This is a genomic window from Pantoea sp. X-Soil-TKNS-1280 (genome assembly GCF_059730475.1).
Window position 1 is genome coordinate 1,542,881 of sequence record NZ_AP035962.1, and the last position, 25,834, is coordinate 1,568,714.

Below are 25,834 nucleotides of genomic sequence, written 5' to 3' on the forward strand. Positions count from 1 at the left end.
CGATATGAATTCTCTGTTTGCCAGTACGGCGCGCGGGCTTGAAGAACTGCTTAAAACTGAGCTGGACGCGCTGGGTGCGCAGGATTTGCAGGTGGTGCAGGGCGGTGTCCATTTTGAGGCCGACGACCGCGTGATGTACCAAAGCCTGCTGTGGAGCCGCCTGGCTTCACGTATTTTACTGCCGCTGGGAGAATTCGGCGTCTGGAGCGATCTCGATCTTTACGTCGGCGCCCAGAGCATTCCGTGGTGCGACATCTTTGACAGCGATACCAGCTTCGCCATTCATTTTAGCGGCACCAACGAGGTGATCCGTAATAGTCAGTTTGGCGCGTTGCGTATCAAAGATGCCATCGTGGACAGTTTTACCCGCCAGAATTTGCCGCGTCCGAATGTTGATCGTGAGCAGCCAGGGATTCGTATCAACGCCTGGCTGAACAAAGATCGCGTCAGCATCGCACTGGATCTGAGTGGCGATGCCCTGCACCAGCGTGGTTATCGCCAGCAAACCGGGCAGGCTCCGCTGAAAGAGAATCTGGCGGCGGCGATTGTGCTGCGTTCTGGCTGGCAAAACGGCACCCCGCTTATCGACCCGATGTGCGGTTCCGGTACGTTGCTGATTGAAGCGGCGTTGATCGCCTGCGATCGCGCGCCGGGCCTGCTGCGTTCACGCTGGGGTTTTAACCGCTGGAAAAAACACAATCAAACGCTGTGGCAGGAACTGCGTAGCGAAGCGATGCAACGTGCGCGTCTGGGAACGGAAGCGACCAGTGCCCGTTTCTTTGGCTACGATAACGACGGCCGCGTGCTGGAGTGGGCGCGAGCCAATGCGCGCCGCGCCGGTGTGGCCGATCTCTTTACCTTTGCCCAGCAGGACGTGCTGAAGCTGCATAATCCGCTGTCAGGCGAAGTGACCGGCACGGTGCTGAGCAACCCGCCCTATGGCGAGCGTCTGGAAAGCGAGCCTGCGCTGATTGCGCTGCACAGCCAGCTGGGCCGCATCATGAAGCAGCAATTTGGTGGCTGGAACCTGTCATTGTTCAGTGCCTCGCCAGAACTGCTGAGTTGCCTGTCATTGCGTGCCGATCGCCAGTTCAAAGCGAAAAACGGTCCGCTGGAATGCGTGCAGAAAAATTATCAGCTGGCGGCCAGCAGTGGTGAAAGTTCGGCACAGATTGCTGATGATTATGCCAACCGCCTGCGTAAGAATGTGAAAAAGCTGGAGAAGTGGGCGCGTCAGTCAAATATTGATTGCTATCGCCTGTACGATGCCGACCTGCCGGAATATAACGTTGCAGTGGATCGCTACGGTGATTGGGTGGTGATTCAGGAATATGCGCCGCCGAAAACCGTTGATGCGAGCAAAGCGCGTCAGCGTTTGTTTGATGTGATCAGCGCCACGCTCAGCGTGCTGGAGATCCCGGCGAATCGTCTGGTGCTGAAAACCCGCGAACGTCAGAAAGGCAAAAACCAGTATCAGAAACTGGGCGAGAAGGGTGATTTCTTTGAAGTTCAGGAATTTAACGCGCGCTTCCTGGTTAACCTGACGGATTATCTCGACACCGGCCTGTTCCTCGATCACCGCATCGCACGTCAGATGCTGGGTAAAATGAGCCAGGGTAAAGATTTCCTCAATCTGTTTTCTTACACCGGCAGCGCCAGTGTGCATGCCGGTCTGGGTGGCGCGAAATCCACCACCACGGTGGATATGTCCCGTACCTACCTGGAGTGGGCAGAGCGCAATTTGCGTCTCAACGGCCTGACGGGGCGTCAGCATCGCCTGATGCAGGCGGATTGCCTGAGCTGGCTGCGCGAAAGCGATGAACAGTTCGATCTGATCTTTATTGATCCGCCCACGTTCTCCAACTCGAAACGGATGGAAGACGATTTTGACGTGCAGCGCGATCATTTGATGCTGATGCAGAACCTGAAGCGTCTGCTGCGTCGCGGCGGTACCATTATGTTTTCTAACAACAAGCGCGGCTTCAAAATGGATCTCGACGGGTTGCAGCGCCTGGGCTTACAGGCGCAGGATATCACCCAGAAAACCCAGTCGCAGGATTTTGCCCGCAACCGTCACATTCACAACTGCTGGCTGGTTAGCCACGCCGGTAAGGAATAAGTTTTATGTCACTGATCAGTATCCATGGCGCTTATCTGTCGTTCAGCGATGCGCCGCTGTTGGATAATACCGAACTGCATATTGAAGAAGGCGAGCGCGTCTGTCTGGTGGGGCGCAACGGTGCCGGTAAATCCACGCTGATGAAAATCATTAACGGTGAACAACCGCTGGATGATGGCCGCATTATTTATGAAACCGACCTGGTCGTGGCGCGTCTGCAACAGGATCCGCCACGCAATATTACCGGCTCGGTGTATGACTTTGTTGCAGAAGGTGTGGAAGAACAGGCCGAGCATCTGAAGGCTTACCACGCCATTTCCCATGTGGTGATGGAAGATCCCAGCGAGAAAAATCTCAACGAAATGGCGCGCCTGCAGGCCATTCTTGATCACCAGAATCTGTGGCAGCTTGAAAGCCGCATCAATGATGTGCTGGAAAAAATTGGTTTGCAGGCCGATACCGAGTTGTCGTCGCTGTCGGGCGGCTGGCTGCGTAAAGCGGCGCTGGGTCGCGCGCTGGTCAGCAATCCGCGTGTGCTGATGCTGGATGAACCAACCAACCACCTCGATATTGAAACCATCGACTGGCTGGAAACTTTCCTCAAAACCTTTACCGGCAGCATCGTGTTTATTTCGCATGACCGCTCCTTTATTCGCAATATGGCGACGCGCATTGTCGATCTCGACCGTGGCAAGCTGGTCTCGTGGCCGGGGGATTACGATCAGTATCTGCTGGGCAAAGAAGAAGCGCTGCGTGTAGAAGAACTGCAAAATGCCGAGTTCGACCGCAAACTGGCGCAGGAAGAAGTGTGGATTCGCCAGGGTATCAAAGCGCGTCGTACCCGCAACGAAGGCCGTGTTCGCGCCCTGAAAGCGCTGCGTCGTGAGCGTTCTGAACGCCGTGAGGTGATGGGCAAAGCCAATATGCAGGTGGGTGAAGCTTCGCGCTCCGGCAAAATCGTTTTTGAGCTGGAAAATGTTGACTACGCCGTCGATGGCAAAGTGCTGGTGAAGGATTTTTCTTCGCAGGTGCAGCGTGGTGACAAGATTGCGCTGATTGGCACTAATGGCTGCGGGAAAACCACGCTGCTGCGCCTGATGCTGCAACAGCTGAAGGCAGACAGCGGCCGTGTGCATTCCGGTACCAAGCTGGAAGTGGCGTACTTCGACCAGCATCGCGCAGAACTCGATCCGGACCGTACCGTGATGGATAACCTGGCTGAAGGTAAGCAGGAAGTGCTGGTGAACGGTAAGCCGCGCCATGTGCTGGGCTATTTGCAGGACTTCCTGTTCCACCCGAAACGTGCGATGACGCCGGTGCGTGCGCTGTCGGGCGGTGAGCGTAACCGCCTGCTGCTGGCACGCCTGTTCCTCAAGCCCAGCAACCTGATGATTCTCGATGAACCGACCAACGACCTCGATGTGGAAACGCTGGAGTTGCTGGAAGAGTTGATTGACGGCTATCAGGGCACCGTGCTACTGGTCAGCCACGATCGTCAGTTCGTGGATAATACCGTCACCGAATGCTGGATCTTTGAAGGTAACGGTGAGATTGGTGCCTTTGTGGGCGGTTATCATGATGCCCAGCAACAGCGTGCGGCGTATAAGCAGCTCAAAACCACGTCGGCGGCGAAAACCAGCGCCAGCGCTGAAAAAACGGCTGAGAAAAATGATGCCAACAAACGGGGTTCAGGCAAGCTAAGCTATAACCTGACGCGTGAGCTGGAGCAGTTGCCGCAAAAACTGGAACAGCTGGAAACGCGTATTGGCGAGTTGCAGGCACAGATGAGTCATCCGGATTTCTTCAGCCAGCCACATGACAAAACGCAGCCGGTGCTGGATGCGCTGGCGCAGACCGAGCAGGAACTGGAAACGGCGTTTGAACGCTGGGAAGAACTGGAAGCGCTGAAAAACGGCGCTTAATGCAGAAGGAAACCGGCATGTGTGCAGCGGATGATGCGCAGTCGTGGATACTCTGTCCACAGTGCGATTTAACGGTAAAACTGCCAGTTGTGCCGGTCGGCAGCCGGGCGCGTTGCCCGCGCTGCCACACCACATTAACGGCGAACTGGCATGAGCCGCGTAAGCGGCCTACCGGTTATGCGATCGCAGCTTTGTTTATGCTGGTGCTGGCCAATCTGTTTCCTTTCGTCAATATGCACGTTGCAGGCCTGAGCAGTGAGATCTCACTGCCGGAAATTCCGAATGTCATGGTGCGCGAGGACTATAGCAGCCTCGCCACCCTGTTCCTGCTGTTTGTGCAGGGCATTCCGGCATTTTGCATGGTGATCATCATTCTGTTGGTGAATAAGGTCAGAATGCCACACCATCTGCGATTGGTGCTGGCGCGCATTTTGTTCCAGTTACGTAACTGGGGCATGGCGGAAATCTTCATGGCAGGCGTTCTGGTCAGTTTTGTCAAACTGATGGCCTATGGCGAGGTTGGTCTCGGCAGCAGCTTCTGGGCGTGGTGCCTGTTTTGTGTGCTGCAATTGCGTGCCTTCCAGTGTGTGGACCGCCGCTGGGTATGGCAGCGCATTGCGCCATTGCCTGCTTTACCACACGCGCCAAAGGCGGGTATCAGCGGTATACAGCAAGGGATGCGCCGCTGTCCATGTTGTACCGCCATCATGCCCATCGAGCGTAAGGCGTGCAGCCGTTGTGGTGTGGTGGCTCACGCCCGACGGCCTCACAGCCTGCAATGGACGCTGGCGTTGCTGGTGACCTCTCTGATGTTGTACCTCCCATCAAATATTATGCCGATCATGGTGACGGAGACGCTGGGCACGGCGTATCCCTCCAACATCATGGCAGGGGTGATTTTGCTGTGGAGTGACGGATCATGGCCGGTGGCATTGGTGATTTTTATCGCCAGTATCATGGTGCCCTCGCTCAAAATGCTGGCGATTGGCTGGCTGTGCTGGGATGCCAGTGGACGCGGGCAGCATGATAGCGAGAAGATGCACTTGGTTTATGAGGTGGTGGAGTTTGTTGGCCGCTGGTCAATGATTGATGTGTTTGTTATCGCTGTTCTCTCTGCACTGGTGCGGATGGGGCGGTTGATGAGTGTTTACCCGGCGCCAGGCGCGCTGTTATTTGCCATGGTGGTGATTCTCACCATGTTTGCAGCGCTGGCTTTTGATCCGCGTCTGACCTGGGATCGTGTACGGAAAACCGAACGTAAGGAGCCGCGTCTTGACGGACAATCATCAGGGAATTGCTAACGTCGATCAGATTAAACGCTGGTCGCCGGTCTGGATTGTACCCATTGTCACGCTGTTAATCGGCGGATGGATTCTTTTTTATCACTTCAGTCATCAGGGGCCGGAAGTCACACTGATTACCGAAAATGCCGAAGGTATCGAAGCGGGTAAAACCACCATTAAGAGCCGCAGCGTGGATGTTGGCGTGGTGGAAAGCGCGGTACTGACTGATGATCTGCATCATGTGGAGATCAAAGCGCGGCTGAATTCAGGCATGGACAAACTGTTGCACGGCGACAGTGTCTTCTGGGTGGTCAAACCCCAGATTGGACGGGAAGGGATTACCGGTCTCGGCACCCTGTTATCCGGTGCTTATATCGAGCTACAGCCGGGTACCAAGGGAGATAAGCCGGAAAATTATCAGCTGCTGGATGCACCGCCGCTGGCACCACCGGATGCCAAAGGCATTCGTGTCACGCTGGATAGCAAAAAAGCCGGGCAGCTTAACCCGGGCGACCCGGTGCTGTTCCGTGGTTATCGTGTTGGTACGGTTGAAACCAGCACTTTCGACACGGAAAAACGCATGATGACCTATCAGCTATTTATCTCCGCGCCTTATGACCGGCTGGTCACCACCAATGTCCGTTTCTGGAAGGACAGCGGGATTGCGGTGGATATGTCATCTTCGGGTATGCGTGTGGAAATGGGGTCACTCACGACGCTATTCAGCGGTGGTGTCAGCTTTGATGTACCGGATGGCTGGGAACTGGGGCAGGCGGCAGAGAATAAAGCGGAATATCATCTGTTTGACGATCAGCGCAGTATCCAGGATTCGCTGTATACCAACCATATGGACTTCCTGATGTTCTTTACCGATTCGATCCGTGGCCTGCAAGTCGGTGCACCGGTGGAGTTCCGGGGAATTCGTCTCGGTACGGTGGCGCAGGTGCCTTATACCATCCCAGGTGTTAACCAGGCACTGAACACGGATTATCGTGTACCGGTACTGATCCGCATCGAACCCGATCGCTTTATCAGTCGTCTTGGTGGTGATTTCAATATCGAACAGCATTTGCAGGATGGGAAAAAGCGCGGTCTGCGTGCCACCCTCAAAACCGGTAACCTGTTGTCGGGTGCGTTGTATGTCGATCTGGATTTTTACGACAACGTTGCGCCATACCAGGGACCGGACAAAGTTGCAGGGCTTGAGGTGATCCCGACGGTGAGTGGTGGTCTGAGCCAGATTCAGCAGAAACTGCTGGCAGCACTCGACAAGATCAACAACCTGCCGCTCAATCCGATGATCAATGAGGCAACCGGCACCCTGAAGGAGAGCCAGCGCACGCTGCAGCAGCTGCAGAAAACGCTCAACAACCTCAATCAGATCACCGGCAGTCCGGCGATGAAGACGCTGCCAGCAGATATGCAGCAAACGCTGCGTGAACTCAACCGCAGCATGAAAGGGCTGCAGCCGGGATCGCCAGCCTATGACAAGCTGGTGGGCGATATGCAGCGACTGGACCAGGTGCTGCGTGAATTGCAGCCGGTGCTGAAGACCTTGAATAGCAAGAGCAACGCGCTGGTGTTTGAAGCCAAACCGGGCCAGGATCCACAGCCGAAGAGGGCGAAACAGTGAAGAAAGGGCTGATGATTGGGGCGATGCTGCTGCTGGCAGGTTGCAGCAGCACTATTGAAACCACTTACTACCAACTGCCTGCGGGTGCCAGTATGGCACCTGTCAGCACCGATGCCAGCAGTGGGCAACCGATGCTTTGGGTGCAGCAGGTCAGTGTTCCGGATTATCTGGCGGGTAATGGTCTGGTGTACCAGACCAGCGACGTGAAATACGTTATTGCCGCTAATAATCTGTGGGCCAGTCCGCTCGACCAGCAATTGCAGCAAACGCTGATCAATAATCTGAGCCGCGCATTGCCAGGGCGGCTGGTATCCGGTACGCCATTGGGTGAAACGCACGACACCCTGACGGTGAACGTGACCGGTTTCCAGGGACGTTATGATGGCAAGGCGATTGTGAGCGGTGAATGGGTGCTGCAACATCAAGGACGGCTTATCAAACACGGCTTTAATCTGACGTTGCCGCAAACGGAAGACGGTTACGATGCGCTGGTGCGCACACTGGCGCTCGGCTGGCAGCAGGTTGCTCAGCAAATTGCGAATAGTGCGATCACGCCAAATTAAGATTTGTTCGAAGCTTATGCTAAGTCCCTGATTTGTCATCATCGTGTGGCAAAAACATCAGGGACTTTTTTATTGCCTAATCAGCCAGATAAGCGATTTTTCTGAAAATTTACCTCGTTTTGTGATGTCGGTTTCAGGTCAAATTTATGACATTGGCGTGAATTTTGCGCATTGATCTTTTACGCCGCTGGAGTTAGAACGTTAGAGTGGTTGAACATTAATTCGCCACTCTATCTTTCCACCAGATTCCACCAGACCTGAAATGAGGGAAACGAGGTATGAAGAGACAGAAAAGAGACCGCCTGGAACGAGCACATTCACGTGGCTATCAGGCCGGCATTACGGGACGCTCAAAAGAGATTTGCCCGTACCAAATGATCGACGCACGGTCTCACTGGTTGGGAGGTTGGCGACAGGCCATGGAGGACAGGTCGGCGGTGGCCTAGCACTGCCGGATGTTCATCGAGTAAGGAACAAACCTCCGCTTAGTGCGGAGGTTTTTGTTTTCCCCGTCATACTTCAGGTTGCATGGGCGTTGGCTTTACTCGCTTGCCGCCTTCCTGCAACGCAAAGTATTTAGGGGAAAGTCAGGAGGACTAAAAAGCGGTGGTGTCTTTGAAGAGGCCCACTTTCAGGTCTGTTGCAGCATAAATCAGGTTGCCGTCAACAAACACTTCGCCATCAGCCACGCCCATCACCAGTTTGCGGTTGATGACACGTTTGAAGTGAATTTTGTAAGTCACTTTTTTTGCTGTCGGCAGTACCTGCCCGGTGAATTTCACTTCACCCACGCCCAGTGCGCGGCCTTTACCTTCAGCACCCAGCCAGCCCAGATAGAAGCCAACCAGCTGCCACATAGCATCCAGACCCAGACAGCCCGGCATCACCGGATCACCGATGAAGTGGCAATCAAAGAACCACAGGTCGGGGCGGATATCCAGCTCGGCTTCGACAAAGCCTTTGTCGTATTTACCGCCGTCTTCGGTCATTTTGACCACGCGGTCCATCATCAACATATTGCCTGATGGAAGCGGCGGTCCGTTTTCGCCAAACAGTTCTCCGCGACCTGAGGCAACCAGGTCTTCTTTGCTATAGGATTCGCGTTTATCTACCATGTTCTCAATAAGCCTTATTTAGTGAAGCCCGAATATTAGCGAACAGTTGTACGCTGGGCAATGCTATCAGCTGTGGTTAAACCAGTTAAGCCAACGTAATGGCCATGGACGCTGACGTGTTTCATGCTGGTTAAGCAGAGCGATACGTTCCTGAATGGTGCTTAGCAGTGAATCACCGCTCTCACTTTGCCACTCCACGCCTGTCAGCAATGGCAGGGCTTCATCGACACGCTCAATTGCCCAGATGTGGAACTGGCCCTGTTCTACCGCTTCAACGACCGCGGTATTCAGGCTCAGGTGGCGCACGTTGCTGGCGGGCAAAATTACGCCCTGTTGGCCGGTGAGACCGCGTTCGTGACAAATGCTGAAGAAACCTTCAATTTTCTCATTAAGACCGCCGACCGGCTGAACATTGCCGAACTGATCCACAGAACCCGTAACGGCGATCTGCTGATTCAGCGGCTGATTAGCCAGTGCACTGATCAGGGCGCACAGTTCGGCGAGAGAGGCACTATCGCCATCAACCTCAGAATAGGATTGTTCAAACACCAGTGAAGCAGAGAAGGGGAGCTGTTGCTCCAGTTCCAGTTCTGCAATCAGATAGGCCTGCATGATCATCATGCCTTTCGCATGAATATTGCCACCCAATTCTGCTTTGCGTTCGACATCGGTGAATTCACCATCACCCGGATGCACCACACAGGTAATACGGGAAGGTTCGCCCCAGGGACGCGGATGACCCGGGAATTCAATGACCGAAAGGCCATTGATCTGACCTACCGCTTCACCTTCTGTCTCGATCATGATCTGATTGAGCAGAATTTCATCACGCATTCGGTCGGCGAGGAAACTTTCCCGCCACTGACGAGCTTCCAGTGCGTCTTTCAGCGCTTCGGCATTGAGTGCGTCACCGTGCAATGCCGCTTCCTGCATCTGGCGGCGCAGCCAGCGTGGACAAAGTGGCAGCGTATCCTGATCGCCAGTGTTGCGTACCGCCTCGTTGATCAGCAGCGGCCAGAAGTCCTCTTCCGGATCGGGCAGACCGGCCTGACGTGCCAGGTTTAGTGTCCACTGGCACCAGGAGGTCATGTCTTCTTCATCCAGCACCTGGAGGTTTTCTTCAAACTCACTGTAAAGCGCCATCTCATGCGCTTCTGTGTCCAGCGCCTGAAAATCAGCCAGTGCATCACGTTCGCCGCAAAGAATCAGGCGCAACCGGAGGGGCAGAGGAGGAATAGCGACTGGCAATGGCTGGCGCTCATCCTGCGAATACCAGTCAAAACGGCCTGATTCGACGCTTTTTTTCAGGCGTAACCACATCAATGGCTGTGCCAGCAGCGTGGTTACGCTCAGAATAAGTGTGCCACCGTTAGCACGATGCAATAACCCCGGCTCCAGCTGCACACGATCTTTATACTGACGCACGCAACCGAAAAGCTGTTCAAATTCAATCCAGTCGGCATAATGCACGCCGCCCTGGCTGGTAAAAGGTCGGCTGTTGTCAGTCGGCGGCAGCAGACTCACATTGTCGCCCATAACCAGATAATCGCCCCCCGCAAGGGTTGTCGTTTCTGGCTGGAAACGCTGCGCAGCACTGGCAATCCAGGCGAGATAATCGTTATTTTCCTGGCTGCGTAACAACAGCAGTGGTAATCCTTGTTGCTGATGATGCAAATGCGCCAGCGCATTCAGCAGACGCGGCTGGACCGCGGCCAGACTATCGCTATCTTCCAGTGAGACGTCAGAGAAAATGGATTGGTAGCGGGTGCTATCCGGCTGCAGGGCTTGCCACGTGAGTTGAGAGCTGGTCAAAATATTCCATTCGTCAGATTCGGGAAAAGCGCGATTATACAGGAATCAACCGGGTTAAGCACTGCGGAGTTCCGGCCCGAATTGTGACGGTTGCAACATGTTTTTCCTTGCTGCATCCGGGAAAAAAGCTGTTATTCTTAGTTTGTTACGTGATCACGATGAGATTCCGATGAAATACCAGCAACTCGAAAATCTTGAAAGTGGATGGAAGTGGAAATACCTGGTGAAAAAGCATCGGGAAGGTGAGCTGATCACCCGTCATCTGGAACTGAGTGCAGCCCAGGTCGCGGTCGATGCCTTGCTGTCGATGGAAAATAGCCCGGTAGAGGTCAACGAATGGATTGCCCAGCATATTCATCCCGATCTGGATAATCGTCTTAAGCAGACCATCCGGGCACGTCGGAAACGCCATTTTAATGCCGAACATCAGCATACCAGGAAGAAATCCATCGACCTGGAATATCTGGTGTGGCAGCGTCTGGCAGGGTTAGCACAACGTCGTAGCAGTACCCTTTCTGACACTATTGTGCAGCTGATTGAAGATGCAGAACGTAAAGAGAAGTATGCCAGCCAGATGTCTACACTGAAGCAGGATTTACAGGCAATTCTGGGAAAAGATGGCGCAGAGAACGAATAGCTTTCGTTCCTGATAAACAGCAATAAAAAACCCCGCCGAGGCGGGGTTTTTATCGCGTGTGAACTTAAGCCTGCGGCTGAGTTACCACGTCTTTGATACCTTTCACGTCGATTTCAACGCGACGGTCCGGCGCCAGGCAGTCGATCAGGGCATTGCGGCCTTTCACGCTGTCACAGGTGTTGCCAGTAACCGGGTTAGATTTGCCCATACCACGTGCAGAGATCTTGTTGGACGGGATACCTTTAGAAACCAGGTAATCGACAACAGACTGAGCGCGTTTCTCAGACAGTTTCTGGTTGTACTGCTCTGAACCGATACGGTCGGTGAAGCCCAGAACAACGACTGAACCGTCTTTCGGGTCCAGTGAGCTCAGCTGGCTGTACAGCTGATCCAGAGCCTGCTGACCTTCTGGTTTCAGGGTAGCTTTGTTGAAGTTGAACAGGACGTCAGACTTCAGGGTGAAACGCTTGGTTTCAACAACCGGAGCCGGGGCAGGAGCCGGAGCTACAACCGGGGCAGCAGCTTCATCCTGACCGAAACGGTAAGAAACACCGACGCTCAGCATGCTGTTGTCAGGGCGTGCGCCAACGGTGCCAGCATCGCCGATGTTGTTAACCCACTGGTAGTCCAGACGAGCAGCCCAGTTTTGGGTCAGTGCGTATTCAACACCAACAGCAGCCAGCGGAGAAACGCCGGTGTCGTGATCGCTGATGCGAACGCCGTTGTTGTTCTGAGTTGAATCAGCACGCCATACCATGCCGCCCAGACGGGTATAAACGTCCAGATCGTCAGTGATTGGGTAGCTCAGTTTAGCAGCCAGCTGAACGCCTTGTGCTTTGAATGCGCCATTGATGTTGTTGCCTTTATAAGGCATACGGCCCAGCCAGTCATAGCCCAGCTCGAAGCCCAGGTACGGGTTAGCCTGGTAGCCCAGGAATGCGCCTGCACCCAGCTGATCCTGATGAGTCGGACCGTCGTTGTTCACGTAACCGTTACCGTAGTAACCTTTGTCGTGGTACTGAGACCAGCCCAGTTTAGCACCGGTATACCAGGTGTTATCTTTAGGAGCGGCCTGCGCTACGGTAGCGAAGCCAGCCAGTGCCACTGCAATTGCGATAGCTGTCTTTTTCATTTTGCGCCTCGTTATCATCCAAATAGGCAATGAGCAAAAATGTTTGCTCTTGGTTGTAATCCAATCCTTCGCCGGGTCAACATGCTCGCTTATGACTCTACCGAAAAAAACGGAGGTTATTGAGCACCCTGGCGAGGTAAAGTCTACAACGAGATTGGAAACTTACAAGTATGATGTGACGCCAGGCGATAAAAAAACAGGGGTTTATACACACATTTTAACAATTGACATGGCATAATCTTCGTGATCAGAAATGAAAAAAACGGCTAAGCCATTGTCTAAGCTGGCTGGACAAGAATCAGTGGCTTAGCGTTAACTTCCGCAAAAAACGTTGTGAGAAAAATCTTAATTTTACTTAATGAAACAAATCTGAGGGAATTTTTGGCGCAGACGGTTGTCTCGACAAAACAGCTTCGTACCCTTGCGGACGCATAACCAGCCCCAAAGCTTCACCTTCTGCTGCTGCCTGTTTTAGTTCCCAGCGCTCTTCATCATTAAGCTCGTACGGAATCCATGCCAGAACCACGCTATAGTTTCCGGTACGCAGGGCTTTGACCATACTTTCTACCGTACTGTAACGTTCACTTTTGGTGATATGCATACTCTTTTCCAGCGGCAAACCTGACTGCTGCATCCACTGGCGATTCAGTTTGTGTGCTGGTGTTAACCACAGCTGCCAGCGTGATTGCAGGCTCAATTGTTGCAGAACTGGCAACAGCATAAGTTGCATCATGCCGGGTTGTTCACTGTAACGCAGCTCTGTAATGCCACCCAGAGTAGGTTGTGCTACACCTGAAGTTGCAAAACGGTGAGAACGATCAGCGGTGCCAGAGAATTGAGTACGCATAATTTAATCACTCAGTAATGAACTGTATGAATATACAGTAATGACTTCCTGGATAAAGATCAACCTCAATTTCTGAAAACGTCTCGCAAATTCTGCACATTTTTTGCTCTGGCTGCATTTATTCATTGAACAGCCAGATCGTTTTTCATATCTTCTAACCCGATGAATAAATGGATATTTATTAGGATTTTTCTGGTAAAAGGACTTCAGGAAGGTGTCAGCATGAAAAAAACTCATCCGGTTGTTGAGCAATCAAAAGTGCGGCTGGCGGCACTGGGAAAAGTTGAATCTCGCACGCAGTTTGGTGGCTATGCGCTTACCGTGGAAAAGGTGGTCTTTGCGTTTATCAGTGACGATTCACTCTACTTACGTGCCTGTGAAGCGGTGACGGATTATGCAGTTGAACGCCCTATGGAGCCGCTGGTTTATCGCAAACGTGGGATACCTGTGGTCCTGAACTATTTCAAAGTTGATAAGTGGCTTTGGCAGGAGCCAGAACGGTTGATGCGGTTGTCAGCCAGCGCTTTACGGGCGGCGCGCGATGAGCTTGAGACCAAATATGTCACGTTGCGGTTAAAGGATTTACCCAATCTCAGCATGCGTATGGAGATGCTGCTGCATAAGGTCGGTATTTGTTCGGTAAAACATTTGTATGAAATCGGCGCGAAGCAGAGTTGGCTAAAATTGCGGACGGTGAATAAGCATATTGGCCTGAAAACACTGCTGGCGTTACAGGGAGCGATTTCCGGACATCATGAGGCAGCGCTGCCGAGTGAGGTGCGAGCAGAGCTTTGCGCGTGGTATCAAAAAACGCTCCGCTAGTGACATAGCAGAGCGTTTCGTTTTTAAGCCGCTACGAGGATGCGACGCAGGCGCGCAATTTCCGGCAGCAGGGCGATGAGTAATCCCAGCTGTTGTAAAACTAACGGTGCCTGCGTTTCCGGACTGGCTTTCATTCCGGCCAGACGATGGAGCAGGTCTTGCTGCATCCGGGCGGCCTCAGCATCGCTGACCCGTTCAATTTGCAAAACATCTTCAACGAAGCATACCGCATCATCCAGCAAAGCCAGTAACGTCGGGTCGCTCAGCCCGACTCGATGCGCCCCGAGCGCCGAAATATAGCTGAGAAAGGAGTGATTCAGGCACAGCAGCCGAAAGGCATTTTCACGTAATGATTGCTGATAACGGGCTTCGCTGCTCATATTGGAAACCACCGAGGCCAGTTCTGCATCGGCGTTGTGTGCATCGCGGCGAGCCACGCGATAAGCCAGACGGTTATCTTTACCCTGATGATATTGCTCCATAATGGCATCAAGGTAGCGACAGTTGGCATTCAGGGTGCGCTCGGCTACGGCGGGTAACTGACGGAAGCGCCAGTCCGGCCAGACGAAGGCTACAGCCAGCCATGCCAGACCACAGCCCAGCAGTGTATCCATGACACGCGGCAGCGCGACTTCAAAACCTTCACCCAGCAGATTGAAGCACAGCAGCACCAGCAGCGTAATGAACAGAGTCGCCTGAGCATATTGTATTTGCCGAAAGGCAAAAAACAGCACACCACTGAGGACGATCAATATCAGCTGTCCTTCTATTGAAGGTACCAGCCACAATACCGGCAAACCGATGGCTATCCCCGCCAGTGTGCCACCAATGCGCAGTGCGAGGCGACGTCGTGTGGCATTGTAGTTCGGCTGGCAGACGAACAGGCTGGTGAGCAGAATCCAGTAGCCACGGTGTAAGCCCGTTAGTTGAATAAAGCCATAGCCCACGCATAACACCAGTGTCATTCTGACTGCGTGTCGGAATAGCGCTGAAGTCGGTGTGAGATGGCGGCTAATACGCAAGCGGATATCCGCCCAGCCGCTTAACTCATCGCTGGAAAGGTTGTCATCGCTTGATGCGGCGGGTTGTGCCAGCTTTTGTTCTGACTCAATCGACGCCAGTTGAGCGTCCATGGCGCGCAAATTGCGTAACAGCCAGAACAAGGCGCGGATATTGGCTTCATCAGGAGCGCTTTGCTGCAAGCGTGCCAGTGCGGTTTCCAGCCGCTCAAAAGCGCGTTCAAAGTGTGTATCGTGGTGCCATGGCTGGCGCAATAAAATGTTCTCAGCCAACTGACGACAGGCGTGTGCCTGCATATTCAGCAAACGCTGAAACCGAAACAGCACTTCGTTGTAGCGCCAGTCGTCACGTAGTTGATGATATTGCAGATGGGATGAGCTGGCGCGTTCATGAATATCCTGGGCGACAAAATAATAGTGCAGGCTGCGCCTGGTACTGCGGGAGCCTCGATCGCCACGCAATCGGCTTTGAATGGTACTTTTGGTGAGGTTTAGCTGGGCCACCAGTTGGCTGTTCACCATGGCAGTGGCGATCAGGGCGGCATCATCCAGCTCACCACCATCGGGATCAAAGAGGCTGGCTTTGGCATCCAGGTAGCGCGCCAGCTGGGAGAAACTGGCTGCCAGCTGTTCCTGAACCGGGCGTACCGGGAAGATCAGATGGCCGATTAAGGTCAGCAGGTTGTACCACAAGGCCCCCAGCAGCAGCAGGGAGGGCTGCATCCACCATTGGTGAAACAGACCCGTGCCGAGCATGGTATAGACGGCAATAAGCAGGGCACCGAAGGCGATGGTGGCGTAACGCTGTCCGAGCGCCCCCAGCAGAATAAATCCCCAGGTTGACAGTGCCAGACCGATGACAAAGGCCCAGGGATAGGGGAACAGCAATTCGACGGATACCGAAGCGACACAAAAACAGATAAGGGTAATCAGCAGATTACGCAGGCGTCCTGCCAGACGATCGTCGAGATCGGCCAGTGCTGCCGCCACGACACCCAGGGTGAGTGGGATCGTCCACTCAATCTGCTGTAGCCACCAGGGTACAGCGGCGCACCCCGCAAGGGCGAAAAAAATACGCAGTAAGTAACGCAGGCTGCTGTTAAACAGATAACGACGCCAGCCAGGTAAAGCATCATATATCATGGTGCAGCCTTAGTAACGACGGCGGGCATTGGCTTCCCGCGCTGCCTGAGCTTCTTCCACCGACACTACGCGACGTCCCACCGGCCACAAAGCGATGGCAGCAATCTTGAAATTGGCAATGCCAACAGGAATACCGATAATTGTCAGGCACTGTACGATACCGGCAGAAATATGCATCAGGCACAGCCACCAGCCAAAAAACACCAGCCAGAAGATGTTGAGAAAGGTACCACCCGCGTTCATCACCTGGTTTTTGCTGTCTGGACGCAGGACATCAATGTGCACCGCTTCATTACCAAATGGCAGCAGTGAGAGTTTGGTTATCTCCCAGCAGGAACGCGTTAATGGCAGCGTGAAGATAAGTATGATGCTGATCAGGGTCGCCAGCAGCCAGCTAAGGGTGGTAAAAACGCCACCCAGTACAAAGTTGAGAATATTGAGCACGGTGCGCATAACACGATTTTCCTTTTGCAATCCGCAATATGTGACGCCAAGTTTAGCCTGTTTTAAGGCTGGAGCGTCAAGGGTCTGGCAGGTAAACTGCGCGATAATCCTATTCCTGAAGACGGTGCAGACATGGAACTAAAAGCAACATCAATGGGTAAACGTCTGGCACAGCACCCTTATAATCGTGTACGTCTGCTGGCTGCAGGAGTTGAAGTCAGCGGCGATCGTCATGAATACCTCATTCCTTTCAATCAGTTATTAGATATTGTTTGTAAGCGTGGACTGGTATGGGGCGAGCTGGAATTTTTGCTACCTGAAGACAAAGTGGTGCGATTGCACGGCACTGAGTGGCAGGAAACACAGCGCTTTTTTCATTACCTGCAACAAGCCTGGCTAGGCTGGAGCCAGGAGATGAGTGAGGTTTGTGTTGAGGTGTTGACCCACTTACAACAGGAAATCTTTGCCTTTACCGGACAAGACCGCTGGTTGAAACGCAGCGAGCTTAATGCGGTGAAGGAAAATATCACCCGGCAATTCTCCGCGCTACCTTTGCCGACATCCCGTCTCGAAAAGTTCGAAAATTGCCGTGAATTGTGGCAATTCTGCCAGCAATGGCTGGAGCAGGGTGACGCTGCCATTCGTCAGCGTAATCGTGAATGGACCGCAAAAATTCTTCAGGAGTATCAGGAATTCTTTTCCACGGTTGAGACGACGCCACTGAATCCTTCGCAATGCGAAGCCGTGGTTAACGGTGAAGATGCGTTGCTGGTGCTGGCGGGTGCCGGCAGTGGCAAAACCTCGGTGCTGGTAGCGCGTGCTGGTTGGTTATTAAGACGCAAACTGGCACAGCCGGAACAAATTTTGCTGCTGGCCTTTGGTCGTCAGGCGGCAGATGAGATGAACGATCGCATTCAGGCGCGGCTCGGTGAAAGCGCGATTCAGGCGCGTACCTTCCATGCGCTGGCGTTGCATATTATTCGCGAGGGCAGCAATAAGCAGCCGGTTATCAGCAAACTGGAAAGTGACAGCAAAGCCCGCAGTCAATTGCTGATTGAGGCCTGGCGTGAACAATGCAGCAGTAAAAAAGCCCAGGCCAACGGCTGGCGTCAGTGGCTCCAGGACGAGCTGGAGTGGGACATTGCCGAAGGGGCGTTCTGGCAGGATGACAAACTGGCGCAACGTCTGGCTTCTCGTCTGGAACGCTGGCTGGGACTGATGCGGATGCACGGCGGTGCTCAGGCCGCGATGATTGCGGATGTGCCGGAAGAACAGCGCGAACAATTTAGCAAACGTATTAAGTTGATGGCTCCGATCCTGAAGGTGTGGAAAACGGCGCTGAAAGAGGAGGGGGCTGTCGATTTCTCCGGCTTGATCCATCAGGCGATTGCTATCCTGGATAAAGGGCGATTTATCAGCCCGTGGAAGCATATTCTGGTGGATGAATTTCAGGATATCTCTCCACAACGTGCCGCATTGCTGACCGCATTGCGTCAGCAAAACAAACGTACGGCGCTGTTTGCCGTGGGGGATGACTGGCAGGCCATTTATCGCTTTAGCGGTGCGGAGATGAGTCTCACGACGGCCTTCCATCATTATTTTGGCGAAGGTGATCGCTGCGTGCTGGATACCACATATCGTTTTAACGATCGTATTGGTGAAATTGCCAATCGTTTTGTGCAGCAAAACCCACATCAGCTGCGCAAACCACTGAATAGTCTTACCAAAGGGAATAAGAAGTCGGTTACGTTACTGGCACAGGAACAACTTGAACCATTACTCGATAAGTTAAGCGGTTACGTTAAACCGGAGGAGCGCGTCCTGCTGCTGGCACGTTACCATCATTTACGTCCGGCGCTGCTGGATAAAGCCAAAACCCGCTGGCCAAAACTGCAACTGGATTTTATGACTATTCACGCCAGCAAGGGGCAACAGGCAGACTATGTTATCGTGCTGGGATTGCATGAGGGGCGTGATGGATTTCCGGCTGCGGCGCGGGAATCCATCATGGAACAAGGGTTGTTACCGCAACCAGAGGCGTTCCCGGATGCGGAAGAACGTCGATTAGCCTACGTGGCGCTGACGCGTGCGCGTCAGCAGGTTTGGTTGCTGTTCGATAAGGACCGGCCTTCCGTATTTGTCGGGCATTTCCGCGATTTAGGGGTGCCGCAGAACCGGAAAGCCTGATGTATTACGCTTTCAGGCGTTCTGCCAGATATCGTGGGTAATCAGGGATCTGAATCTCCACTTCACGGGCAAACAACGGCGACTGGATTAGGAAATCCGCGGTGGAGCGGTTTGTCGCCACCGGGATATTCCAGACTGTCGCCAGGCGCAGCAACGCTTTAACGTCGGGATCGTGCGGTACGGCGTTAAGCGGGTCCCAGAAAAAGAACAACACATCAATTTTACCTTCCGAAATCAGCGCGCCAACCTGCTGATCGCCGCCCAGCGGTCCACTCAGCATGGCGTTAACGTCCAGACCAGTATGACGATTGATCAGATTGCCGGTGGTACCGGTGGCATACAACACATGTGACTGCAGCGCGCTTTGGTTTTTCTGCACCCAATCCAGCAATGAGGCTTTGCAGTGATCGTGAGCGACGAGGGCGATATGTTTCTGAATATTGAGGGTACGAACGGTTTGCTCCATGGGGCTTCCTGATTCTTAGCGGTCGATGTAAGTAATACATCGAGTTTACCCCTGGCGTTTCGTTCCTATCAACTTGCGCGTAAGGTTTTCATCCAGCTGAGAAAACGTAAACGGGTGGCGGCATCAAAACGCTCAAACCAACGTTGTAATAAAGGCAGATCACTGACGTCCTGCCAGGCGAAATCTGCGTTTATCTGAGTGTCAGACATGCTGCTGGTTTGCACCGCAAAACGCGGCACGGAAGCGGCCTGACCATTACGGTTATACTTCAGCATTGCCTGTTCAAGATCGCCACCAACCGGCTGCGGCAGACGGTCACGAATACTGGCGATTTCTTTACCCTGTTCATCGACCAGCTGGAAATTGAGAGTTCTGTCGAAGGTGGAACGCTCACGGCGGTTATCCAGCGCGGGCAGACGAATCGCGACGGTTTTGGCTGTGGCGGTAAAGGTCACAATCATCGGTACCGACTGATAATGCGGGTTGTTGTGAGGTGATGAATCAGGTGATTTTTCCACGCGAAACAGAAACTGGTGCTGTCCGCGTTCCAGCTCCAGGCTGTCAGCGCCTTTCAACAGTGAGCCGGAAATTTTGCGCCCATCCAGCACCAGAAGATCGATTTCCGGATCAAGTTTCAGGGTAATGGCATGGCAGGATGCCGATACGAGTAGCATTATCAAACCCGTAACAGCCAAAAACAGCTTCATTTCAACTCCGTGAGCTGGGCGCAAATCAGTGATGTGTAGCAAATTATTACATTATGGCAGTTAGTTTACATTTTAACATACTTATTCGTGCTGCCGCGCAAACTTTTCCGCCACGGAAAGGGGGCGAGGTCAGCTGATGCCATTTACACTCAGGCGAGTGAAAAAAGGAGAGATGCATGAACGATCAAACCATTCGTGATGTTTTGACCCACACCAAACGTATTGCGCTGGTGGGTGCCAGCGATCGTCCCGATCGCCCCAGCTACGGCGTGATGAAGTTTTTGCTCGACCAGGGCTATGACGTGGTGCCGGTCAGTCCGAAACTGGCCGGTCAGCAGCTGCTGGGACAAACAGCCTACGCCACCCTGGCCGATATTCCGGGCAACATTGATATGGTAGATGTGTTTCGCAATGCCGAAGCGGCGTGGGGAGTGGCACAGGAGGCCATTGCGATTGGTGCGAAGACACTCTGGTTGCAACTCGGTGTGATCAATGAACAAGCCGCCGTGCTGGCGCAGGATGCGGGATTGACGGTAATAATGGATCGTTGCCCGAAAATTGAGATACCGCGACTGGGCATTTCGCAACCGGTGCATTAAAACAAACGGCGACCTGAGGTCGCCGTTTTTGATCAATGACGCAGGCGTGGTGCCTGTAGCTGCTGCCGAATTGACGCGGCCAGTTCGTCCATGGAAGGTTGTTCCGGGTGTTCAAATGAGGTTTCACCAGCAAGCTGGATTTCAGCGACATAGGTATGAACCTGCTCGCCTTCTTCATCTTCCATCACCACATGATACCAGGGCGCTGCGCGCAGTTTCTCCGCGGCACCCACTTCTTCCAGCTTAGGTTCGTCCAGCGAATACTCCGCATCGACATCCACAATCACGCCGAGCACCCCGGAGAGACGGTGTCGGACCTGCTGTCCAATTCCAAATTTACTGGCAATCATAGTGACCTCCCAAAATACTGCCCTGCTCAAGATATGGAGGCAGAGGCAGCTTTTTCAAGTCACAGTACGCGGCAGGCGAAACCTTTCAGATAAAGTCCTTCAGGATAGCTGGCGATCACCGGGTGGTCGGCTGCCTGACGGAACTGCTCAATAAATTGTACATCACGACCGGCATCGACGGCGGCATCAGCAATGATTTTCTGGAACAAATCAGTCGCCATCAGTCCTGAGCAGGAGAAAGTCATCAGAATACCGCCGGGGTTCAGCAATTGCATCGCCAGCATGTTGATGTCTTTATAACCACGGCAGGCACCGGCCAGTTGATTTTTGTTCTCAACGAATTTCGGTGGGTCCATCACGATGAGGTCAAACTTTTCACCGCTGTCACGGTAACGACGCAGCAGTTTAAATACATCATCGCGCAGGAACTGGGCGCGGGAGACATCCAGGCCATTAAGTTCCACGTTCTGTTTTGCTACATCCAGTGCATCCTGCGAGGTATCAACGCTAATCACTTCGCGGCAACCGCCCATCAGTGCTGATACCGCAAAGCCACCGGTGTAAGAGAAGCAGTTCAGCACGCGCGCATTATCGGCATAACGGCGAGTGGCAAAGCGGCTATCACGTTGATCGAGGTAATAGCCGGTTTTATGGCCGCCCTGAATATTCACCAGCAATTTCATGCCATGTTCGGTAATCGGCAGCAGCGGTGGCGGAAGTTCACCACACACCGGACCTTGTGCCAGCTCCAGTCCCTCTTTTTTACGTACTGCCACGTCGGAACGATCGTAAATCGCGCATTCCGGGAAGCATTGCTGCAGGGCGGAAACAATGGTCGGGCGCTGATATTCAGCCCCGGCAGACAGTAGCTGCAGCACGAGGAAATCACCGAAACGGTCAATGGTCACGCCAGGCATGCCATCAGATTCACCGGCGATCAGACGATAGCTATCCAGACTATCGCGCTGAGCCAGCCAGTTACGCCACTGCTGTGCCTGGGTAAAGCGGCGGACAAAGAAGGCAATGTCGATTGACTCATCCTGTTGCCAGCTCCAGACGCGCGCCCGAATTTGCGATTGCGGTGAATAAGCGGCACGGGCCAGCCATTTGCCATTGCTGTCACAAATATCAATGGTTTCCCCGGACTGGGCTTTACCTTCCATGCGGGCAACGGCACCTGAAAACACCCAGGGATGGCGGCGGAGCAGGGATTTTTCACGTCCCTTAGCGAGAATCAATCGAACTGTCATAGTTTGCTATGCTTACCTGAAAAAATGAGGCGTCATTTTCCGGTGGATGGCGGCAAAATGCAATGAACAGTAACGGGAGAGCGCAATGGCCACAACCTGCTTCAAAATCTGGGTGTACGGTCTGGTGCAGGGCGTTGGATTTCGCTACAGCACTCAGGCGCAGGCCAGACAGCTGGATGTGAAAGGTTATGCCCGCAACCTGAGTGATGGCAGCGTGGAAGTGCTGGCCTGGGGTGAGGAAGCGCAGGTCATGGCATTAATTGATTGGTTAAAGGCGGGCGGTCCACGCAGTGCACGGGTGGAAAAAGTGCTGGTGGAACCCCATCAACCGGCAGAACCACCCAGCCATTTCACCACAGGCTGATTACAGACATTTCGCCGGTTTTGGTAATCCGGCAATTTTCGTCGCCTGTTTTGCTGGGCCTTCCGGGAACAAGCGGAACAGATAGCGGCTGTTGCCTTTCTCCTCGCCATATTTTTGCGCCATTGCCTTTACCAGCATACGAATCGCCGGTGAGGTATTAAATTCCAGATAGAAAGCCCGTACAAAGTGCACCACTTCCCAATGCGCTTCGCTCAGGGTGATGTTCTCGGTTGCTGCTATGGCTTGCGCCAGCGGCTCGCTCCAGTCGGTGCTGTTTTTCAGATAGCCTTCCGCATCGGTGGCGATCTCTTTACCGGCAAAAATCACGGTGACTCCTCAGGTTCAGTTTGCGCGTATTGTAGGGCGGGGCGGCCAGAAAAAGCAAAAACCCCGCCGGAGCGGGGTTTTATGACGTACTGACTGACGTTAATCGCGGCTGGCAAAGCCCAGCAGGCTAAGCAGGCTGACAAAGATGTTGTACAGCGATACATACAGGCTCACGGTGGCGCGAATATAGTTGGTTTCGCCGCCGTGAATGATGTTGCTGGTTTCCCACAGGATGGCACCCGCTGAGAACAGGATAAACAGCGCGCTGATTGCCAGGTGCAGGGCTGGCAGCTGCAGGAACAGGTTAGCGACAACCGCCACCAGCAGCACCACAAAGCCCGCCATCATCATGCCGCCGAGGAATGACATATCGCGACGGGTGGTCAGGACGTAGGCCGAGCAGCAGAAGAACACCAGCGCGGTTCCGCCCAACGCCATGCCAATCACATCACCCATACCCGCCGAGAGGAATGAGTTAAGAATTGGCCCCAGGCAGTAACCAAGGAATCCGGTGAAGGCAAAGGCCGCCAGAATACCCGTTGGGCTGTTCGCCAGGCGGTAAGTCAGAAACATCAGGCCATAAAAGCCGACCAGCATCAGAATCAGACCGGGCGCAGGCAGAGCGAAGACGGTACTGAGTGTGGCGGTAACGGCGGAGAACGCCAGGGTCAGGCCAAGTAAGAAATAAGTATTGCGCAGCACTTTATGGGTGCTGATTAGCGACTGTCGTTGCGACGACGTAATAATTCTATCCATCATGCGCTCCTTAAAGTGAAAGAACACCAAATCTGCGGAAAGAATACGCAGCGGTGCTGGGACAGAAAAGGCGTTTTACCCTTCTTTACGCGATAAATTGCTGTTTCCCTGAGCGGAATGGCGATTATGGCAGCGAATAAATAGTTTTTGGCTGTTTTTCAGGCGAATGAATCGCAGCAGGCTTTACATCTTCGGGGGGGATGTTTATAGTGCGCGTCATTGCGGAGGGGTGGCCGAGCGGCTTAAGGCAGCGGTCTTGAAAACCGCCGATGGGAAACCATCCGAGAGTTCGAATCTCTCCTCCTCCGCCACTTAACCTGTTCAGGGTTAAGTATTTGTTTTATCAGGAGGGATGGCCGAGCGGCTTAAGGCAGCGGTCTTGAAAACCGCCGATGGGAAACCATCCGAGAGTTCGAATCTCTCTTCCTCCGCCAAATTAAAGAAGCCCGCAGCGATGCGGGCTTTTTGCATTTCTACTTCAGAGATTCTGAAAAACATCCCGTTGCTTTTCAATCTGCTGCCTTAAGACTACGGCGAGGCTCTGGTCTGCTATAGTCCATTCACGGTTTTTGCAAACATCTGGCGATTTTCCCAGGCAAGCTGGGTTACACTGTGGGGCAATTCGCTCTGTGGCCGAGCTAATCGTTTGAATGCCAGAGTGTTTCACTGATGAATTATGGAATAGGCACAATGATCAAGAAACTGAGTCTTTGCGCGTTGTCAGTCATCGCTGCGTTACCGATGGGTATGGCAGCGCAGGCTGCGGAAGGGGACATGCAGCTGCAGCAGGTACTGATGCTGAGCCGTCACAATCTGCGCGCACCGCTCGCGAACAACGGCAGCGTGCTGGAGCAATCAACGAAAAAAAGCTGGCCGCAATGGGATGTGCCCGGTGGGCAGCTCACCACCAAAGGTGGAGTGCTGGAAGTCTACATGGGTAACTATACCCGTCAGTGGCTGGCTCAGCAGGGCCTGGTCGAAAACGGTGTCTGCCCGGATAGCAGCAACGTGTTTGTCTATGCCAACAGCCTGCAACGTACCGTGGCAACGGCTCAGTTCTTCGTGAATGGTGCTTTCCCTGGATGTGACATCGCCGTGACGCATCAGGATGCCATGGGGACCATGGATCCGGTGTTCAATCCGGTGGTGACCGATGGCAGCGACGATTTCAACAAAAAAGCCCTGACGGCAATGACCGCGGCCAACGAAAAGCTGGCGTTAAAACCCGCTTACCAGTACCTCGAAAAAATTGTTGATTACAAATCCTCGCCAGCCTGCAACGGCAAGAAGCAGTGCGATTTGAGCAGTGGCCAGAACACCTTTAGCGCCGACAATGGTAAAGAACCGAACGTCAATGGCCCGCTGAAGGTCGGAAATTCGCTGATCGATGCTTTCACCCTGCAATATTACGAAGGTTTCCCGCTGGATCAGGTGGCCTGGGGGCAGATCAAAACGCCTGAGCAGTGGAAAGAGCTGGCTGCGATTAAAAATGGTTATCAGGACGCGTTGTTTACTTCACCAGATGTGGCACGCGAAGTGGCGGCACCGCTGGTGGATTACATCCGCAGCCAGCTGATCGATCAGGACAAAGCCAACGCGCCGAAAGTGACGTTGATGGTGGGACATGATTCGAATATCGCTTCGCTGCTCAGCGCGTTGCAGGTGAAGCCGTATGAGCTGCCGGGTAACGATGAGAAGACGCCGATTGGTGGCCAGGTGGTGTTTGAACGCTGGCACGATGCGAAAAACAACAAAGATCTGCTGAAGGTGGAATATGTCTACCAGACCAGCGATCAGCTGCGTAACGCTGATGTGCTGAGCCTGAAAAATCCGCCGAAACGCGTCACGCTGCAGCTGGCGGGTTGTGATGCCGATGCCAATGGGTATTGCAGCTGGGATCAATTCGCCAGCGTGCTGAATGCCGCCTTGCAGGGCACACCGTTGCAGCCTGCTGCTCCGGCACCGGCTGCTGCGCAACCAGAACAAGCTGCTGCGCCAGCGACGACCAACGATGACGCGCAGGTACAGGCAGATCAGGCCGCTGCCGATAAAGCCACCGCAGATAAAGCGGCGGCAGATAAAGCTGCTGCGCAGAAAGCGGCAGATGCCAAAGCGGCAGAAGAGAAGGTAAAAGCCGACAAAGCGGCAGAAGCGAAAGCGAAAGCTGAGAAAGCAACAGCCCAGAAAGCGGCGGAAGAGAAAGCGAAAGCGGATGCGGCGGCGGCTGAAAAGGCCAAAGCGGATGCGCCAGCTAAATCAGACAAGAGCGAAGCACCTGCCCCGGCGGCCAGCAACTAAGCTGCCAGCAGTGAGAAACCCCGCCGAGGCGGGGTTTTT

23 protein-coding genes, 2 tRNA genes and 1 pseudogene are annotated in these 25,834 nt (G+C 53.6%); 14 read left to right on the forward strand and 12 right to left on the reverse strand.

Annotation, left to right across the window (positions count from 1 at the left end):
• The first annotated feature begins 4 nt into the window (after positions 1-4).
• The 6 genes from rlmKL (at position 5) to rmf (ending at position 7,966) form a co-directional block, all read left to right on the forward strand.
• Positions 5-2,119 carry a bifunctional 23S rRNA (guanine(2069)-N(7))-methyltransferase RlmK/23S rRNA (guanine(2445)-N(2))-methyltransferase RlmL gene (rlmKL, locus tag AC6I8X_RS07200; protein WP_497840798.1) on the forward strand — a complete coding sequence of 705 codons (2,115 nt, stop codon included), beginning with the start codon at positions 5-7 and terminating at the stop codon, positions 2,117-2,119.
• Between the two features lie 5 nt (positions 2,120-2,124).
• On the forward strand, positions 2,125-4,041 hold the full coding sequence (locus AC6I8X_RS07205; RefSeq protein WP_497840799.1) for an ABC transporter ATP-binding protein: 1,917 nt from the start codon (positions 2,125-2,127) through the stop codon (positions 4,039-4,041).
• Between the two features lie 17 nt (positions 4,042-4,058).
• The gene (gene pqiA, locus AC6I8X_RS07210; RefSeq protein WP_313687117.1) at positions 4,059-5,342 is read left to right on the forward strand and encodes a membrane integrity-associated transporter subunit PqiA; all 1,284 of its coding nucleotides are present in this window, start codon (positions 4,059-4,061) and stop codon (positions 5,340-5,342) included.
• The gene (gene pqiB, locus AC6I8X_RS07215) at positions 5,314-6,957 is read left to right on the forward strand and encodes an intermembrane transport protein PqiB (RefSeq protein ID WP_313687113.1); all 1,644 of its coding nucleotides are present in this window, start codon (positions 5,314-5,316) and stop codon (positions 6,955-6,957) included. The genes pqiA and pqiB overlap by 29 nt, the downstream gene beginning before the upstream one ends.
• Positions 6,954-7,520 carry a membrane integrity-associated transporter subunit PqiC gene (gene pqiC / locus AC6I8X_RS07220; RefSeq protein WP_299446046.1) on the forward strand — a complete coding sequence of 189 codons (567 nt, stop codon included), beginning with the start codon at positions 6,954-6,956 and terminating at the stop codon, positions 7,518-7,520. Before pqiB ends, pqiC begins: the two co-directional genes overlap by 4 nt.
• Positions 7,521-7,798: 278 nt before the next feature.
• Entirely contained in the window at positions 7,799-7,966 is a 168-nt protein-coding gene (gene rmf / locus AC6I8X_RS07225; protein ID WP_013508548.1) for a ribosome modulation factor, read from the forward strand.
• Positions 7,967-8,116: 150 nt separating this feature from the next.
• Here the strand turns inward: rmf and fabA are convergent, their stop codons facing one another.
• On the reverse strand, positions 8,117-8,635 hold the full coding sequence (gene fabA / locus AC6I8X_RS07230) for a bifunctional 3-hydroxydecanoyl-ACP dehydratase/trans-2-decenoyl-ACP isomerase (protein WP_084873737.1): 519 nt from the start codon (positions 8,633-8,635) through the stop codon (positions 8,117-8,119).
• A 66-nt stretch (positions 8,636-8,701) separates the two neighbouring features.
• Positions 8,702-10,563 (reverse strand): annotated as a pseudogene (locus AC6I8X_RS07235) (AAA family ATPase).
• Positions 10,564-10,616: 53 nt separating this feature from the next.
• Between AC6I8X_RS07235 and matP the strand changes: the two are divergent.
• Positions 10,617-11,084 (forward strand): macrodomain Ter protein MatP, encoded by a 468-nt coding sequence (gene matP, locus AC6I8X_RS07240; RefSeq protein ID WP_139810901.1) that lies wholly within the window; start codon positions 10,617-10,619, stop codon positions 11,082-11,084.
• A 64-nt stretch (positions 11,085-11,148) separates the two neighbouring features.
• Here matP and ompA read toward each other — a convergent pair whose 3' ends face one another.
• Together ompA and sulA are read right to left on the reverse strand one after the other, a co-directional pair.
• Complete coding sequence (gene ompA / locus AC6I8X_RS07245; protein WP_313686987.1) at positions 11,149-12,216, reverse strand: porin OmpA; 1,068 nt, start codon at positions 12,214-12,216, stop codon at positions 11,149-11,151.
• 355 nt (positions 12,217-12,571) lie between these two features.
• Positions 12,572-13,063, reverse strand: a complete 492-nt coding sequence (gene sulA, locus AC6I8X_RS07250; protein ID WP_497840800.1) for an SOS-induced cell division inhibitor SulA — start codon at positions 13,061-13,063, stop codon at positions 12,572-12,574.
• Positions 13,064-13,285: 222 nt separating this feature from the next.
• Between sulA and AC6I8X_RS07255 the strand changes: the two genes are divergently transcribed.
• A complete protein-coding gene (locus AC6I8X_RS07255) occupies positions 13,286-13,885 on the forward strand; it encodes a TfoX/Sxy family DNA transformation protein (protein WP_313686990.1) in 600 nt (199 codons plus the stop codon).
• Between the two features lie 23 nt (positions 13,886-13,908).
• Here AC6I8X_RS07255 and yccS read toward each other — a convergent pair whose 3' ends face one another.
• Together yccS and AC6I8X_RS07265 are read right to left on the reverse strand one after the other, a co-directional pair.
• Positions 13,909-16,047: a YccS family putative transporter gene (gene yccS, locus AC6I8X_RS07260; protein ID WP_313686992.1), complete on the reverse strand. Its 2,139-nt coding sequence runs from the start codon at positions 16,045-16,047 to the stop codon at positions 13,909-13,911.
• A 9-nt stretch (positions 16,048-16,056) separates the two neighbouring features.
• Entirely contained in the window at positions 16,057-16,500 is a 444-nt protein-coding gene (locus AC6I8X_RS07265; protein ID WP_084873743.1) for a YccF domain-containing protein, read from the reverse strand.
• Between the two features lie 123 nt (positions 16,501-16,623).
• On the opposite strand from AC6I8X_RS07265, the gene helD reads away from it, so the two are divergent.
• Positions 16,624-18,678 (forward strand): DNA helicase IV, encoded by a 2,055-nt coding sequence (gene helD, locus AC6I8X_RS07270; RefSeq protein WP_497840801.1) that lies wholly within the window; start codon positions 16,624-16,626, stop codon positions 18,676-18,678.
• Between the two features lie 4 nt (positions 18,679-18,682).
• On the opposite strand, the gene AC6I8X_RS07275 is transcribed toward helD, so the two are convergent.
• Together AC6I8X_RS07275 and AC6I8X_RS07280 are read right to left on the reverse strand one after the other, a co-directional pair.
• Positions 18,683-19,144: a methylglyoxal synthase gene (locus tag AC6I8X_RS07275; RefSeq protein ID WP_313686996.1), complete on the reverse strand. Its 462-nt coding sequence runs from the start codon at positions 19,142-19,144 to the stop codon at positions 18,683-18,685.
• A 68-nt stretch (positions 19,145-19,212) separates the two neighbouring features.
• On the reverse strand, positions 19,213-19,851 hold the full coding sequence (locus AC6I8X_RS07280; RefSeq protein ID WP_313686998.1) for a YccT family protein: 639 nt from the start codon (positions 19,849-19,851) through the stop codon (positions 19,213-19,215).
• Positions 19,852-20,027: 176 nt separating this feature from the next.
• On the opposite strand from AC6I8X_RS07280, the gene AC6I8X_RS07285 reads away from it, so the two are divergent.
• On the forward strand, positions 20,028-20,450 hold the full coding sequence (locus tag AC6I8X_RS07285) for a CoA-binding protein (protein ID WP_313687000.1): 423 nt from the start codon (positions 20,028-20,030) through the stop codon (positions 20,448-20,450).
• A 32-nt stretch (positions 20,451-20,482) separates the two neighbouring features.
• Here the strand turns inward: AC6I8X_RS07285 and hspQ are convergent, their stop codons facing one another.
• On the reverse strand, positions 20,483-20,800 hold the full coding sequence (gene hspQ, locus AC6I8X_RS07290) for a heat shock protein HspQ (protein ID WP_084873748.1): 318 nt from the start codon (positions 20,798-20,800) through the stop codon (positions 20,483-20,485).
• Positions 20,801-20,859: 59 nt separating this feature from the next.
• Positions 20,860-22,050, reverse strand: a complete 1,191-nt coding sequence (gene rlmI / locus AC6I8X_RS07295; RefSeq protein ID WP_313687003.1) for a 23S rRNA (cytosine(1962)-C(5))-methyltransferase RlmI — start codon at positions 22,048-22,050, stop codon at positions 20,860-20,862.
• 85 nt (positions 22,051-22,135) lie between these two features.
• Between rlmI and yccX the strand changes: the two genes are divergently transcribed.
• Positions 22,136-22,414, forward strand: coding sequence for an acylphosphatase (yccX, locus tag AC6I8X_RS07300; protein WP_313690413.1), 279 nt, complete (start codon positions 22,136-22,138; stop codon positions 22,412-22,414).
• Here the strand turns inward: yccX and tusE are convergent, their stop codons facing one another.
• Together tusE and yccA are read right to left on the reverse strand one after the other, a co-directional pair.
• Positions 22,415-22,741 (reverse strand): sulfurtransferase TusE, encoded by a 327-nt coding sequence (gene tusE, locus AC6I8X_RS07305; RefSeq protein WP_497840802.1) that lies wholly within the window; start codon positions 22,739-22,741, stop codon positions 22,415-22,417. It lies immediately after the preceding gene.
• A 99-nt stretch (positions 22,742-22,840) separates the two neighbouring features.
• A complete protein-coding gene (gene yccA, locus AC6I8X_RS07310) occupies positions 22,841-23,497 on the reverse strand; it encodes an FtsH protease modulator YccA (RefSeq protein WP_084873752.1) in 657 nt (218 codons plus the stop codon).
• 223 nt (positions 23,498-23,720) lie between these two features.
• Here yccA and AC6I8X_RS07315 point away from each other — a divergent pair.
• The 3 genes from AC6I8X_RS07315 to agp all read left to right on the forward strand — a co-directional run bounded on the left by AC6I8X_RS07315 (position 23,721) and on the right by agp (position 25,795).
• Positions 23,721-23,808 (forward strand) — tRNA-Ser (locus AC6I8X_RS07315).
• A 35-nt stretch (positions 23,809-23,843) separates the two neighbouring features.
• A tRNA-Ser gene (locus AC6I8X_RS07320) sits at positions 23,844-23,931 on the forward strand.
• A gap of 256 nt (positions 23,932-24,187) precedes the next feature.
• Complete coding sequence (gene agp / locus AC6I8X_RS07325; protein ID WP_497840803.1) at positions 24,188-25,795, forward strand: bifunctional glucose-1-phosphatase/inositol phosphatase; 1,608 nt, start codon at positions 24,188-24,190, stop codon at positions 25,793-25,795.
• Positions 25,796-25,834 lie beyond the last annotated feature (39 nt).

Excerpts from the sequence above, each read along its gene's own strand:
- rlmKL (WP_497840798.1), top strand. The coding sequence starts at position 5 with ATGAATTCTCTGTTTGCCAGTACGGCGCGCGGGCTTGAAGAACTGCTT.
- AC6I8X_RS07205 (WP_497840799.1), top strand. The coding sequence starts at position 2,125 with ATGTCACTGATCAGTATCCATGGCGCTTATCTGTCGTTCAGCGATGCG.
- pqiA (WP_313687117.1), top strand. The coding sequence starts at position 4,059 with ATGTGTGCAGCGGATGATGCGCAGTCGTGGATACTCTGTCCACAGTGC.
- rmf (WP_013508548.1), top strand. The coding sequence starts at position 7,799 with ATGAAGAGACAGAAAAGAGACCGCCTGGAACGAGCACATTCACGTGGC.
- fabA (WP_084873737.1), bottom strand. The coding sequence starts at position 8,635 with ATGGTAGATAAACGCGAATCCTATAGCAAAGAAGACCTGGTTGCCTCA.
- matP (WP_139810901.1), top strand. The coding sequence starts at position 10,617 with ATGAAATACCAGCAACTCGAAAATCTTGAAAGTGGATGGAAGTGGAAA.
- ompA (WP_313686987.1), bottom strand. The coding sequence starts at position 12,216 with ATGAAAAAGACAGCTATCGCAATTGCAGTGGCACTGGCTGGCTTCGCT.
- sulA (WP_497840800.1), bottom strand. The coding sequence starts at position 13,063 with ATGCGTACTCAATTCTCTGGCACCGCTGATCGTTCTCACCGTTTTGCA.
- AC6I8X_RS07255 (WP_313686990.1), top strand. The coding sequence starts at position 13,286 with ATGAAAAAAACTCATCCGGTTGTTGAGCAATCAAAAGTGCGGCTGGCG.
- yccS (WP_313686992.1), bottom strand. The coding sequence starts at position 16,047 with ATGATATATGATGCTTTACCTGGCTGGCGTCGTTATCTGTTTAACAGC.
- AC6I8X_RS07265 (WP_084873743.1), bottom strand. The coding sequence starts at position 16,500 with ATGCGCACCGTGCTCAATATTCTCAACTTTGTACTGGGTGGCGTTTTT.
- helD (WP_497840801.1), top strand. The coding sequence starts at position 16,624 with ATGGAACTAAAAGCAACATCAATGGGTAAACGTCTGGCACAGCACCCT.
- AC6I8X_RS07275 (WP_313686996.1), bottom strand. The coding sequence starts at position 19,144 with ATGGAGCAAACCGTTCGTACCCTCAATATTCAGAAACATATCGCCCTC.
- AC6I8X_RS07280 (WP_313686998.1), bottom strand. The coding sequence starts at position 19,851 with ATGAAGCTGTTTTTGGCTGTTACGGGTTTGATAATGCTACTCGTATCG.
- AC6I8X_RS07285 (WP_313687000.1), top strand. The coding sequence starts at position 20,028 with ATGAACGATCAAACCATTCGTGATGTTTTGACCCACACCAAACGTATT.
- hspQ (WP_084873748.1), bottom strand. The coding sequence starts at position 20,800 with ATGATTGCCAGTAAATTTGGAATTGGACAGCAGGTCCGACACCGTCTC.
- rlmI (WP_313687003.1), bottom strand. The coding sequence starts at position 22,050 with ATGACAGTTCGATTGATTCTCGCTAAGGGACGTGAAAAATCCCTGCTC.
- yccX (WP_313690413.1), top strand. The coding sequence starts at position 22,136 with ATGGCCACAACCTGCTTCAAAATCTGGGTGTACGGTCTGGTGCAGGGC.
- yccA (WP_084873752.1), bottom strand. The coding sequence starts at position 23,497 with ATGGATAGAATTATTACGTCGTCGCAACGACAGTCGCTAATCAGCACC.
- agp (WP_497840803.1), top strand. The coding sequence starts at position 24,188 with ATGATCAAGAAACTGAGTCTTTGCGCGTTGTCAGTCATCGCTGCGTTA.